This is a genomic window from Cupriavidus sp. YR651 (assembly GCF_900101625.1).
Classification (GTDB): domain Bacteria; phylum Pseudomonadota; class Gammaproteobacteria; order Burkholderiales; family Burkholderiaceae; genus Cupriavidus.
This window is the reverse complement of sequence record NZ_FMYZ01000007.1, coordinates 313,141-326,037: the sequence shown is the minus strand read 5'-3', so window position 1 is coordinate 326,037 and position 12,897 is coordinate 313,141. Positions and strand designations below refer to the sequence as shown.

Genomic DNA, 12,897 nt, shown 5'->3' with positions numbered 1-12,897 from the left:
GCGCACCCTTCACTCGACGGTGATGGCGGCGGCCTTGGCGACCTTGCCGAAACGCTCGTATTCGGTCTGCGTCAACGCCTGCAGTTCCGCCGCGGTCGATCCCTTCGGATTGAAACCGGCCTGGACCAGCTTGTCGCGCACGTCGGGGCGCGCCAGCGCCTCCACGAACGCCGCGTTCAACGCCTGCACCACCGGCGCGGGCAGGTTGGCGGGGCCATAGACGCCGAACCACGGCTCCACCGCGTAGCCCGGCAGGCCCGCCTCCGCCAGCGTCGGCACATTCGGCAGCGACGGCGAGCGCGCCTTGCCGGCCACGGCCAGCGCACGCAGCTTGCCGGCCTGGATGTGCGGCAGCGACGCCGGCAGATTGTCGAACATCACCTGGATATGGCCGCCCAGCAGATCGTTGATGGCCGGGCTGCTGCCCTTGTATGGCACATGGGTCAGGCCGGTCTGGGTCACCTGCGAGAACATCGCGCCGGCCAGGTGCATCGAGGTGCCGGTGCCCGCCGTCGCATAGGTCAGGCCCGGATGCGCCTTGGCGTAGGCAATCAGCTCCGGCACGGTCTTCACCGGCAGGCTCTCGCTCACTTCCAGCACGATGGTGGACGTGCCCAACAGGCTGATGGCCGTGAAGTCGCGGCGCGGATCGAACGGCACGTGCTTGTAGATATGCGGATTCAGCGCGTTGGTGGAGATGGCGCCAAAGCCGATCGTATAGCCGTCCGCCGGCGCCTTGGCCACCGCCTCCATGCCGATGTTGCCGCCGGCGCCGGGGCGGTTTTCCACCACCACGGGCTGTCCGAGCTTTTCAGCCACGCGCTGGCCCACGGTGCGCGCGACGAGGTCGGTCGTGCCGCCGGCGGCGTAAGGCACCACGAAGCGGATCGGCTTGGCGGGGAAGGCGTCGGCGGCGCTGGTGTTGCCCGCGAAGCTGGCGATGGCGAGGGAAATGGCGGAGGCGATAAACGCGCGGCGCGAGGCCGGGGCGGAACGGTGCGGCATGACTCGGGTATCTCCAGATGTTGTTGTCTCGCCCCGTGGCATCGGCGGTGAATGTGCCGGGATGTGCCGGGGGCGGCACGGGCCATTGTATGGGAAAGCCGCACGCCGGGCAGCGCATGGCAGCGGGCCTCTCGCAGGCCGGCGCGCCGCGCTGGCGCCTCTCGTTCCGGCCGGCGGACTTTGCGCCTTTTGACATACAATCGTCGGGTCCTGGCATCCACGCGCACCTGTTCCCGCCGCTCCCGTGCGACCGCCCGGCGTTTCCCAGACCGAGAGGTGCTATCGACATGATCCGATAGACATGACCCGATCGCGGTTCTGGCCAGACGCGCGGCCGCGGACAGCAGAGGGGGGCGGCAAGCGAATCGCGCAACGACGCCAGAATCAATTTGATAGTGCCTCCCACGCCCCGTGTCCGCATCCCAGAAGTCCCTGTCATCGCCCGCCGAGTTGCCCGCGCCGCAGCGCTACGGGCTCGCCGTCGCGGCCATCGGCGCCGTGCTGTTCTCCGCCAAGGCCATCGTCGCCAAGCTGATGTACCGCTACAACGTGGACGCCGTGATGGTCATCACGCTGCGGATGCTGTTTGCGGTGCCCCTGTTCATGGCGATTGGCTGGTGGCAGGCGCGCAAGCGGCCGGCGCTGTCCTGGGCGGATCGCGGCCGCGTGGTGTTCCTGGGCATCATCGGCTACTACCTGTCGAGCTTCCTCGATTTCCTGGGCTTGCAATACATCACGGCCGGACTGGAGCGCCTGATCCTCTTCCTGACGCCGTCGTTCGTGCTGCTGACCACGGCGCTGGTATTCCGCCGGCCCATTCACGTCCGGCAGTGGATATCGCTGTTGCTGGCGTATGCGGGCATCGTGCTGGTATTCGCGCATGATCTCGGCGTGAGCGGCGAGCGCGTATGGCTTGGCGGTGCGCTGGTGCTGGCGAGCGCGTTGTCGTATGGTGTGTACCTGATTCTGAGTGGCGAGTTGGTGCAGCGCGTGGGTTCCCTGCGTCTGGTGGCCTATGCGATGTGCGTATCGACGTTCTGCTGCGTGGTGCAGTATCTGGCGCTTGGCCGGCCGCTGGCCGAACTGGCGCAACCGGCGCCGGTGATGTGGCTGTCACTCGTCAATGCGGTGTTCTGCACGGTGCTGCCGGTCTCGCTGACGATGATCGCGGTGGCGCGCATCGGCGCGCCGATGGCGTCGCAGGCGGGCATGATCGGCCCGGTGTCGACGCTGCTGCTGGCGTTCTGGCTGCTCGGCGAGCCGATCACCGGCGTGCAGATCGCGGGCAGTGCGCTGGTGCTGGGCGGCATGTATTTGCTGTCGACCAGGAAGGCCTGATTTTTTCAGCAAGCAACGGGAACGCCGGGCGAGCATCCGGTGCCCGGCAATCGATTAACCGAGGAAGGAGAGCGAGCAATGGATTTCGGACTGCGCGGTAAGCATGCGCTGGTGTGCGGTGCCAGCAAGGGACTTGGGTTTGCGTGCGCCGACGCGCTGGCGGCCGAAGGCGTCGACGTGGTGATCGTGGCGCGCGGTGCCGAGGCACTGGAGAAGGCTGCCGCCGGCCTGCGCGCGCGCCATGGCCGCCGCGTGGTGGCGGTGGCCACCGACATCACCACGCCCGAGGGCCGCAAGCAGGCGCTGGACGCCGCGGCCAAGCTGGGTGATATCGATATCCTGGTGAACAACGCCGGCGGCCCGCCCCCGGGCAACTTCCGCGACTGGGACCGCAACGACTGGCTCGCCGCCATCGACGCCAACATGCTGACGCCGATCGAGCTGATCAAGGCGACCGTGGACGGCATGATCGCCCGCAAGTGGGGCCGCATCATCAACATCACCAGCGGCGCGGTCAAGGCGCCGATCGACGTGCTGGGCCTGTCCAACGGCGCGCGCTCGGGCCTGACCGGTTTCGTTGCCGGCCTGGCGCGCGAAGTCGCGCAGCATGGCGTCACCGTCAACAACCTGCTGCCGGGGCCGTTCAACACGGACCGCCTCTACAAGACGATGGAAGGCGGCGCCAAGAAGGCCGGCCTGACCGTGGAAGAGGTGGCCGAGCGCCGCGCCGCCGCCAACCCGACCCGCCGCTTTGGCGATCCGGTCGAGTTCGGTGCGACGTGCGCGTTCCTGTGCAGCAAGCAGGCCGCCTTCATGACCGGCCAGAACGTGCTGCTGGACGGCGGTGCCTACCCCGGCACCTTCTGACGCCCTGACGCGTAAATCCCGTGATGCCGGCGCAATGCCGGGGTCACGGGCGTGAGGAATCGTCATGCTGCGTGTGAGGCGTTGTCGTTGGACGCGGTAGCGCAGCGTGTTGTACCGTCGTTCCAGCCTTTCAAGACTTCCGGAATTTCTGATGACCCGCCCACGCATTGCGCTGATCGCGCACGATCACAAGAAGGATGACATTGTTGCGTTTGCCGGCCGGCACCGCGACTTCCTCGCGCGATGCGAGCTGCTGGCTACCGGCACCACCGGCGGCCGGATCGCAGACGAAGTCGGCCTGGAGATCATCCGCATGTTGTCCGGCCCGTGGGGCGGCGACCTGCAGATTGGCGCCCAGCTTGCGGAGGGCCGCATCACCGCGGTCATTTTCCTGCGCGACCCGATGACCCCGCAGCCGCATGAACCGGATATCAATGCGCTGGTGCGCGCATGCGATGTGCACAATGTGCCGTGCGCGACCAATCTGGCGACGGCCGAACTCCTGGTCGTGGAGCTGGCCCGACACTGCTTCGTCGACGAAAAAGACGACAAAAAGAAAGCCGCCGACAAGCCGGCGGCCTGAATCGGCGGGTGGGGCGCTGGCGCGCGTCAGGGCGCAGGCCAGCGTGACATTCGGAGCGTAGTTCGGCGCGACACTCAGCGCGGCCGCACGGTGGTCGCGTTGGCGCGCAGTTCGGCCTGTCGCAGGATATGAGGCGGCAGCCGCTTCAGGATCAGATGGACGGCCAGCGGAATCAGCACAACGTCGTCCACGATGCCCAGCCCGGCGATCACGTCCGGGATGAGGTCGATCGGAGAGATGGCGTAGAGCACCAGGCCGAATGCGGCCGGCTTGAGCCACGGCGGCGCGTCGGGATGCCGCAGCGCGAACCAGAACAGCCTGCCGTCACGGCGCAGCAGCGTCCACAGGGCTGAGAATCGCTTCCACATGATGGGCCTCCTTGTTCACACGCGCCGGGAGCGCATGCACAGATAGCTTGGGCCGGAGCGGAGCGGTTCAAGTTCCTTTTGCCAATTACCAGGCAATCGGCGGGCGATCGGCAAGGCAATCGGCAAGGCAATCGGCAAGAAAAAAGGCCGGAGACTGCACTGCAGCCACCGGCCCTGCGGCATACGCCCCGGCCCGCGAGCAGGCCGGGCGACGTCGCCGTCTGTCGTACCGTTGCGGATCAGCCCGGGACGTTGCCTTCCACGCCTTCCACGTAGAACTTGATGTTGTGCAGGAAGTTGTCGTCGGCCACCTGGTCCTTCGTCAGTTGTTCCTTGCCGGCGTTGTCCTTCAGCGGACCCTTCCAGATCGGCGCGCTGCCATCGATCACGCCCTTCTTGCGCTCTTCGACCAGCGCCTTCACGTCATCCGGCACCACGGCGTTGAAGCCCTTCAGGTCGATCATGCCTTCCTTCAGGCCCCACCACGTGGTGTTGGACTTCCATTGCTTGTTCAGCACGTCTTCCACCACCTTGTTGTAGTAGACGCCCCACGAGATCACCGAGGCGGCCAGGTGGGCCTTTTCGCCGAACTTGCTCATGTCGCTGTCCCAGCCGAACGCGTAGACGCCCTTTTCCTGCGCGGTCTGCACCACGGCGGCGGAGTCGGTGTTCTGCATCAGCATGTCCACGCCCTGGCCGATCAGCGTCGTCGCCGCTTCACGCTCCTTGCCCGGATCGAACCACTTGTTCACCCACACCACCTTGACCGTGGCCTTCGGGTTGACGCTGCGCGCGCCGAGCGTGAAGGAATCGATATTGCGGATCACCTCGGGGATGGGCACCGATGCCACCACGCCCATCTTGCCGCTCTTGCTCATCTTGCCGGCCACCACGCCGGCCAGGTACGCGCCTTCATAGGTGCGCACGTCGTACTGGCCCAGGTTGTCGGCGGTCTTGAAGCCGGTGGCGTGCTCGAACTTGACGTCCGGGAACTCCTTGGCCACCTTCAGCATGGATTCCATGTAGCCGAAGGTCGTGCCGAAGATCAGCTTGTTGCCCTGGCTGGCCAGGTCGCGGAACACGCGCTCGGCGTCGGCGGCGGACTCGGGCACGTTCTCCACGAACGTCGTCTTCACCTTGTCGCCAAACTTGGCTTCCACGGCCTTGCGGCCCGAGTCGTGCGCAAACGTCCAGCCAGCGTCGCCCACCGGTCCGATGTAGACGAATGCCACCTTCAGCGGTTCGCTGGCCGCGGCAGCCGGTGCCGAGGCCGGCGCTGCCGATTCGGCCGGCTTCTCGGCCTCCTTCTTGCCGCAGCCGGCCAGGGCCAGCACAGCGGTGGCGGCCAGGGCCGCCAGGGTGGACCTGCGTGAAACGATCATCGATCTCTCCTTGAAACGTCTTGTGATGCGTTGTGGTTTGACTTCGTTCTAAGACTTGGTGAACACGGTGGCGGCCCGCGCCTCAGGCATTGCCCGGGCGGAACGGCTTGCCCAGCGAAGCCGGCATGTTGAGCCGGATCCACGCCGGGTTACGCGAAATCAGTGCCAGCACGACGATCGTGGCCGCGTAGGGCAGCATCGACAGGAACTGCGATGGAACCGACACGCCGATGCCCTGCAGGTAGAACTGGAGGATGGTCACGCCGCCGAACAGCCACGCGCCCACCAGCACCCGGCCCGGGCGCCACGTGGCGAAGGTGGTCAGCGCCAGGGCGATCCAGCCGCGACCGGCGACCAGGTTCTCCACCCACATCGGCGTGTAGACCAGCGACAGGTACGCGCCGGCCAGTCCACAGCAGGCGCCGCCGAACAACAGCGCGCCAAAGCGGATCCAGCGCACCGGGTAGCCCAACGCATGGGCGGACTCGGGCGATTCGCCGATCGCGCGCAGCGTCAGGCCTGCACGCGTGCGGAACAGGAACCACATGATGGCAAAGCACAGCAGCAGGCTGAAGTAGACCATCCAGTGATGCTGGAAGAAGGCCGGGCCGATGAAGGGGAGGTCCGCCAGGAAGGGCACCGACTTGGCCTGCGCGGGCAGGGCGTAGCCGACAAAGCGCTGCGCCATGAAGGCTGACAGCCCCGTGCCGAAGATCGACAGCGCCAGACCGGTTGCCACCTGGTTGGTGGCCAGCACCAGCGCCAGCCACGAGAACAGCGAGGCCATCAGCATCCCGGCGACGGCCCCGGCCAGGAAGCCGAGGATCGGCGACTGCGTCTGGTAGCCGACCATGAAACCCAGCGCGGCGGCCACCAGCATCATGCCTTCGGCGCCGAGGTTGAGCACGCCGGAGCGCTCGTTGATGAGCAGGCCCAGCGCGGCCAGCAGCAACGGCGTGCCGGCGTTGATCGCGGTGGCGATCAAGGGAGCGAGTTGTTCCATATTCTTGTGCGCTCCGGTTCAGGCGGCCCTGGCGCGCCAGCGCAGGCGGTTGTCGATAAGGGTGTCGCAGGCCAGCAGGAAGAACAGCAGCATGCCCTGGAAAACCCAGCCGATCGCGGACGGCAGCCCCAGGCGCGATTGCGCCATCTCGCCGCCGATGTAGAACAGCGACATCACGATGCCGCCGAACACGGTGCCCACCGGATGCAGCCGGCCGACGAACGCGACGATGATCGCGGTGAAGCCATACCCCGGCGAGATGGACGGCAGCAGTTGGCCGATTGGTCCCGTCACTTCGAACGCACCGGCGAGGCCGGCTGTGCCGCCCGAGATCATCAGGGCGCTCCACAGCGCATTGCGCGACGAGAAGCCCGCATAGCGCGCGGCCAGCGGCGCGGTGCCGCCCACTTGCAGGCGGTAGCCGGCGAAGCTGCGGAAAACGAACACCGTCATGATGGCCACCAGCACCAGCATCACGGCGAATCCCGCGTGCAGGCGCGACCCCGACAGCAGGTTCGGCAGCAGGAATTCGGACGAGAACACCTTCGACTGCGGGAAGTTCATCCCGGCCGGATCCTTGAGCGGGCCGTTGACCACCCACAGCAACAATTGCTGGGCGATGTAGGTCAGCATCAGCGACACCAGGATCTCGTTGGCGTTGAAGCGGTCCTTGAGCAGCGCGGTGATGGCAGCCCAGACCATGCCGCCGACGATGCCCGCCAGCGAGGCCAGCACCAGCACCGGCAGGCCGCCGATCGTATGGCCGGGGGTATCGAAGTACAGCACGGTCGCGCCGGCGAAGATGCCGCCGAGAATCAGCTGGCCATCGGCGCCGATGTTCCAGACGTTGGCCCGGTAGCAGACCGACAGCCCCAGCGCGCACAGCACCAGCGGCACGGCCTTGAGCAACACCTCGCCGATCGTGCGCTGGTCCTTGAGCGGATCGAACAGGAACACCTTGAGCGCCGCGGCAGGATCCTTGCCGAGCACGATGAACAGCAGCGCGCCAAACAACAGCGTCAGCGCCAGCGCGAACACCGGCGAGGCATAGGCCATGCTGCGCGAGGGCGTGCCGCGCGGCGCCAGCGAGAGTGGGGAGCGGAAATCCGCCATGAACCTGGTCACGGGATTAGCCATGAAGCGGCACCTCCGCGGCGACGTCGTCATGCCGGCTGGCCGGCCCGCCCTCCCAGAGTCCGCTCATCCACAGGCCCACCTGCTCGCGCGTTGCCAACTCCACCGGAATCGACGGCGAAAGATGGCCCTTGGCAATCACGTGCAGGCGGTCGCAGATTGCGAACAGTTCGTCGAGTTCCTCGGACACGACCAGCACCGCGCAGCCGACCGCCTTGAGCGCGAGGATCTCGTTATGGATCTGCGCGGCGGCGCCCACATCGACGCCCCAGGTGGGTTGCGCGACGATCAGGACCTTGGGGCCGGCCTCGATCTCGCGGCCCACGATGAACTTCTGCAAGTTGCCGCCTGACAGGCTGCGCGCCTGCGCCTCGGGTCCGCTCGCCTTGACGCGGAAGCGGCTGATGATGCTGGCAGCCAACCCGTCGGCCGCCTTCGGCGAGACCATGCCGTTGCGCACGTACGGCGCCGTCTGGTGAGACAGCAGCGTGTTCGACGACAGGCTCATGGCCGGCACCGCGCCGCGACCCAGGCGTTCCTCCGGCACGAATGCAAGGCCGGCACGGCGGCGGCCGCGGGCGTCCAGCTTGCCGACCGGGCGTCCATCCAGTTCGACGGCGGCGCCGGTGGCGCGCGGGTCTTCTCCGGACAGCGCCGCCAGCAATTCCTGCTGGCCATTGCCCGAGACCCCGGCGATGCCGACGATCTCGCCGGCATGCACGTCGAGCGCGATCCCGCTGAGCTCAGTGGCAAAGGCATGCGCGCGCGGCATCGACAGGTTGTGCACGGCCAGCCGGACCGGCCCGCGTTCCGTCGTCACGCGGGCTTCGCGCGGCGGCTCGCCGCCAATCATCAGGCGCGACAGCGATGCCGCGCTTTCCTGGCGCGGATCGCACACGCCCGTGACCCGGCCCATCCGCATCACCGTGGCGTGATGGCAAAGCGCACGGATTTCGTCGAGCTTGTGGCTGATATAGAGAATGCTGGTGCCCTCGGCAGCCAGCTGGCGCAGCGTGACAAACAGCGTTTCCACGGCCTGCGGCGTCAGCACCGACGTCGGTTCATCGAGGATCAGCAACTGCGGGTTGGCCAGCAACGCGCGCACGATCTCCACGCGCTGGCGCTCGCCGACTGACAGCGTATGCACGTGGCGATTCGGTTCCAGCGGCAGGCCGTAGCGTTCCGCGGTGGCGCGGATGCGGTCCGCCAGCTGCTTCATGCTGCCGACGTCCCGGGGCGGCAGGCCCAGTGCGATGTTCTCGGCGACGGTCAGGGTGTCGAACAGCGAGAAATGCTGGAAGACCATGGCGATGCCCAGGTTGCGGGCGTCGTGGGGACTGGCGATGGAGGTGGGCGCCCCGTTGAAGTGCATCTCGCCGGCGTCGGGGCGGACCGCGCCAAAAATGATCTTCATGAGGGTGGACTTGCCGGCGCCGTTTTCGCCAAGGACGGCGTGGATTTCACCGGGAGCGACGGTGAGGCTCACGTCGTCGTTGGCGGTCACGCCGGGATAGCGCTTGGTGATATGCGCAAGCGCCAGCCTGGGAGGGGTTTGTAAAGTCACTGAGGCGGCTCGGATTGTTGTGGCAGCAACGTGGAGGACGTGACAGCGGCTGTGCGTGGCGCAGGATCGCCGCGCGGCACGTCGTCATCATCATGTTTCCGTGATGCTCGGAATTAGCTCTGAATTATATAAGTGCGCGGGGGTTCGGCGGGCCGTTTCCGGTGTCTTGCCATGCCCCGCAACGGATACGGGCAGGTTGCAAGTCGCATGCCGGGCATCGGCGCAACAAAAAACCGCCGCGCTGCCAGTGACAGGCAGGGCGGCGGTCGGAACTGCCCCGGGGGAGGACCGGGGCGAGGGGAGGGGGGCTTGCCGTCAGGCGGCGTTCGACGCCGGAATGGTGGCGAAGCGGCCGTCGCGGAAATCCGCCAGCGTCTGGTAGATCTGCTCCTGCGTGTTCATGACGAACGGGCCGTACTGCGCGATCGGCTCATTCAGCGGCTGGCCCGCGATCAGCAGGAAGCGGGCGTCTTCGCTGGCCGTGATCACCACGCCGTCGGCCTGGCCGGCATTGTCCAGCACGCCCATGCGCTGGGCTTCCACCACGGCGGCATCGCTGCCATCGCCCACCTTGACCTCGCCGCGATACACGTAGACGAAGGCGTTATGCCCGGCCGGCAGCGTCTGGCTGAAGCGCTGGCCCGCGGGCAGGTGGACGTCCAGGTAGACCGGCGCGGTCACCGGCCGCGTGACCGCGCCAGCCACGCCGTGGGAGGCGCCCGCCAGCACGCGCACCGTGCCACCTTCAGGCAATGCCACCGTCGGGATGTCCGATGCGGGCATGTCGCGGTACCACGGCGCGGTCATCTTGTCCGCGGCCGGCAGGTTCAGCCAGAGCTGGAAGCCTTCCATGCGGCCGTCTTCCTGTTCGGGCAGTTCCGAGTGCACGACGCCCGAGCCGGCCACCATCCACTGTGCGCCGCCGTTTTCCAGCAAGCCTTCGTGGCCGGCGCTGTCGCGATGGCGCATGCGGCCGGCGAGCATATACGTGATGGTCTCGAAGCCGCGATGGGGGTGATCGGGGAAGCCGCCGATGTAGTCGTCCTTGTTGTCGGTGCCAAAGGCGTCGAGCATCAGGAACGGGTCCAGCCGGCGCTGCAGGTTCTGCGTCAGCACGCGGGTCAGCTTGACGCCGGCGCCGTCGGAGGTGGCGATGCCGCGCACCACGCGGTCCACCGTGCGCGAGCGCTGCACGGACTCCGCGGCGGTGGCCGGAACGGTGTTGAGGGCGGTGCGGTTTTCCATGTTCTTTCTCCTGTGGGACGGCGTTGTGGCCGTCGGATCTACCCAGTCAATGTAAGGCTTTGACGGAAAAGCGGTAGACAGGGCTCGGGCAACAGATTGTTCCGCCACTGGGACGAATTGGCCGAAACTGACGCGAATTTTGCAACGCCGCAAACACTGCCGGCGTGCCCGCCTGGCCGACCTAATCGGCCGCCGAGCGATCTCCGAAAATCGGTCCTGATCGCGGCAAGATGGGTGCTCATTTTCGCGAAGATGACAGGATGACTGAAGATGTGTAGAATAACCGTCTCTTTGTCATCCGTTGCCGTGAATTGCGGTGGGCGAGCCCGAGCTCGAAACCCCGCGATCCGTTGTCTGGCAACGGCCGATTGACCGGCGGCGCCCACCGAAGCGCGTTCCTACACGACACCAGTCGCCGCCACTGGCCAACCCGTTGGGTTGCGCCGCTACCGGGTGATTCGAGCCTTCGCTTGAACCCCCATCAACAGGGTTGCTCCCGTCATCCGGGCGCGCCCGCAAGTCCGTCCGCCGGCAATCCTGCCGGTCATGGCGGCAAGGCAATCTGAACCGGGCTCCGGCGGGCACCCCATCTGACTTCCGCCGGCCCTATTGTTTTCCGCATCCGGAAAGTGGCGATTCATTCTCATGCGTCGCGGCACTGGAATGGGAAAGGGGAACTATGTCAAAGCAAACCTTCCGGGCCGTGGCCTGGAGCGGGGTCATTGTTGCCGCGCTGGCCGGTCTGGTCGCGTGGATCGGCGTCGACGTCATCCGCCAGTACCAGGAGCGCCTGGTCTACGACGTGACCGACCACCTGCGCCTGGTGGTCATCTCGATGGCGCTCGCGCTGGTCACCGGCGTGCCTGCCGGCATCGCCCTGAGCCGGCCATGCATGCACCGCCAGGCGGACCGCCTGATGCAGGTCTTCAACATCGGCAATACCGTGCCGTCGCTGGCGGTGCTGGCCCTGGCGCTGGCAGCGCTGGGCATTGGCGAGCGTCCAGCGATCCTGGCGCTGTGGCTGGCGTCGCTCCTGCCGATCGTGCGCAATACCTACGAAGGCCTGCGCAACGTGTCGCCGGCCTTGCGCGAGGCGGCCCGCGGCATCGGCATGACGCCTTGCCAGCGACTGGTACGCGTGGAACTGCCCAACGCGCTGCCCGTGATCCTGGCTGGTGTGCGCATCAGCCTGGTGATCAACGTCGGCACCGTGCCGCTGTCGTTCCTGATCGGTGCGAACAGCCTGGGCGAACTGATCTTCCCGGGCATCTACCTGAACAACCAGCCCCTGCTTCTGCTGGGGGCCGCCGCCACCGCGTTGCTGGCGCTGGTGCTGGACGCGCTGTTCGCCACGGCCGGCCACGTCTACCTGCGCAGCCGCGGCCTGGCACGCTGAACGAGGAATACACATGGCATCCAATCGAAGCGGTGAAAGTCGAAGCGCCGAACGTCGAAGCGGCGAAGGCCGCCTGTTCTGGGTTTTCGCCGCGCTGGGCGCGGTGGTGGCGGGCATTCTGCTGTCGTCCGCGCCCGCCCGCGCCCAGCAGCCCGCCGCGGAACCGCTGCGCGTGGGCGGCAAGAACTTCACCGAGCAACTGCTCCTGTCGTCGATGACGTCGCAGTACCTGCGCGCCAAGGGCATGGAGACCACGCTGACGGCCGGGCTGGGCAGCACGCTGATGCGCCAGGCGATGGAGTCCGGCCAGCTCGATGTGGTCTGGGACTACACCGGCACCGCGTTGATCGTCTTCAACAAGGTCGAGGAAAAGCTTGACGGTCCGCAGAGCTATGCACGCGTGAAACAGCTCGACGCGGCGCGCGGCCTGGTCTGGCTCGATGCCTCGACGATCAACAACACCTACGCGCTGGCGATGCCAAGGCCGCGCGCCGAGGCCGCCGGCGTGACCACCTTGTCCGCGCTCGCCGGGAAAATGCGCGCCACCGGCGATGGCAAGGACAGCAAGGGTGACAAGGGCCACCCGTTCGCCGTCGACATGGAATTCGCTGCGCGGCCGGACGGGCTGGAGCCGCTGAAGACCGCCTACCAGTTGCCGCTCTCGCGCAAGGACGTGATCCAGCTTGACCCGGGTCTGGTCTACACCGCGCTCAAGAACAATCAGGTGGAGCTGGGCCTGGTCTACACGACCGACGGCCGCGTGAAGGGCTTCGACCTCGTGCTGCTGGAAGACGATCTTCATTTCTTCCCGCCGTACAACGCGGTGCCCGTGGTGCGCAAGGCGGTGCTCGATCAGCATCCGGAACTGGCGACGCTGCTCAACGCGTTGTCTGCCACGCTCGACAACGCGGCGATGACCAAGATGAACTACCAGGTCGATATCGGCCAGCAGCCCGTGGACAAGGTGGCAGGAGACTTCCTGCGCAGCCACGGCCTGATCTGAGGAGGCACG

General features: G+C 66.8%; 12 protein-coding genes. 5 read left to right on the top strand and 7 right to left on the bottom strand.

What is annotated here, in order from left to right; all coding sequences use genetic code 11:
* Positions 1-9 precede the first annotated feature (9 nt).
* Positions 10-1,005 carry a Bug family tripartite tricarboxylate transporter substrate binding protein gene (locus BLR29_RS20710; protein ID WP_092139013.1) on the bottom strand — a complete coding sequence of 332 codons (996 nt, stop codon included), beginning with the start codon at positions 1,003-1,005 and terminating at the stop codon, positions 10-12.
* 450 nt (positions 1,006-1,455) lie between these two features.
* Between BLR29_RS20710 and BLR29_RS20705 the strand changes: the two genes are divergently transcribed.
* The 3 genes from BLR29_RS20705 to BLR29_RS20695 all read left to right on the top strand — a co-directional run bounded on the left by BLR29_RS20705 (position 1,456) and on the right by BLR29_RS20695 (position 3,793).
* Positions 1,456-2,343: a DMT family transporter gene (locus tag BLR29_RS20705; RefSeq protein WP_092139177.1), complete on the top strand. Its 888-nt coding sequence runs from the start codon at positions 1,456-1,458 to the stop codon at positions 2,341-2,343.
* A gap of 78 nt (positions 2,344-2,421) precedes the next feature.
* Positions 2,422-3,210, top strand: coding sequence for an SDR family oxidoreductase (locus BLR29_RS20700; RefSeq protein ID WP_092139011.1), 789 nt, complete (start codon positions 2,422-2,424; stop codon positions 3,208-3,210).
* Between the two features lie 148 nt (positions 3,211-3,358).
* The gene (locus tag BLR29_RS20695; protein WP_176861015.1) at positions 3,359-3,793 is read left to right on the top strand and encodes a methylglyoxal synthase; all 435 of its coding nucleotides are present in this window, start codon (positions 3,359-3,361) and stop codon (positions 3,791-3,793) included.
* A gap of 74 nt (positions 3,794-3,867) precedes the next feature.
* Here BLR29_RS20695 and BLR29_RS20690 read toward each other — a convergent pair whose 3' ends face one another.
* The 6 genes from BLR29_RS20690 to BLR29_RS20665 all read right to left on the bottom strand — a co-directional run bounded on the left by BLR29_RS20690 (position 3,868) and on the right by BLR29_RS20665 (position 10,489).
* Positions 3,868-4,161, bottom strand: a complete 294-nt coding sequence (locus BLR29_RS20690) for a YkvA family protein (protein ID WP_092139007.1) — start codon at positions 4,159-4,161, stop codon at positions 3,868-3,870.
* A 239-nt stretch (positions 4,162-4,400) separates the two neighbouring features.
* Positions 4,401-5,543 carry a BMP family ABC transporter substrate-binding protein gene (locus BLR29_RS20685; protein ID WP_092139005.1) on the bottom strand — a complete coding sequence of 381 codons (1,143 nt, stop codon included), beginning with the start codon at positions 5,541-5,543 and terminating at the stop codon, positions 4,401-4,403.
* Positions 5,544-5,625: 82 nt separating this feature from the next.
* A complete protein-coding gene (locus tag BLR29_RS20680) occupies positions 5,626-6,546 on the bottom strand; it encodes an ABC transporter permease (RefSeq protein WP_092139003.1) in 921 nt (306 codons plus the stop codon).
* Positions 6,547-6,564: 18 nt separating this feature from the next.
* Positions 6,565-7,659, bottom strand: coding sequence for an ABC transporter permease (locus tag BLR29_RS20675; protein WP_092139001.1), 1,095 nt, complete (start codon positions 7,657-7,659; stop codon positions 6,565-6,567).
* A gap of 16 nt (positions 7,660-7,675) precedes the next feature.
* Positions 7,676-9,244, bottom strand: a complete 1,569-nt coding sequence (locus BLR29_RS20670; protein WP_092138999.1) for an ABC transporter ATP-binding protein — start codon at positions 9,242-9,244, stop codon at positions 7,676-7,678.
* 315 nt (positions 9,245-9,559) lie between these two features.
* Positions 9,560-10,489, bottom strand: coding sequence for a pirin family protein (locus BLR29_RS20665; protein WP_092138997.1), 930 nt, complete (start codon positions 10,487-10,489; stop codon positions 9,560-9,562).
* A 679-nt stretch (positions 10,490-11,168) separates the two neighbouring features.
* Here BLR29_RS20665 and BLR29_RS20660 point away from each other — a divergent pair.
* Positions 11,169-11,885, top strand: coding sequence for an ABC transporter permease (locus BLR29_RS20660; protein ID WP_092138996.1), 717 nt, complete (start codon positions 11,169-11,171; stop codon positions 11,883-11,885).
* 13 nt (positions 11,886-11,898) lie between these two features.
* Positions 11,899-12,888: a glycine betaine ABC transporter substrate-binding protein gene (locus tag BLR29_RS20655; protein ID WP_092138994.1), complete on the top strand. Its 990-nt coding sequence runs from the start codon at positions 11,899-11,901 to the stop codon at positions 12,886-12,888.
* Positions 12,889-12,897: the final 9 nt, after the last annotated feature.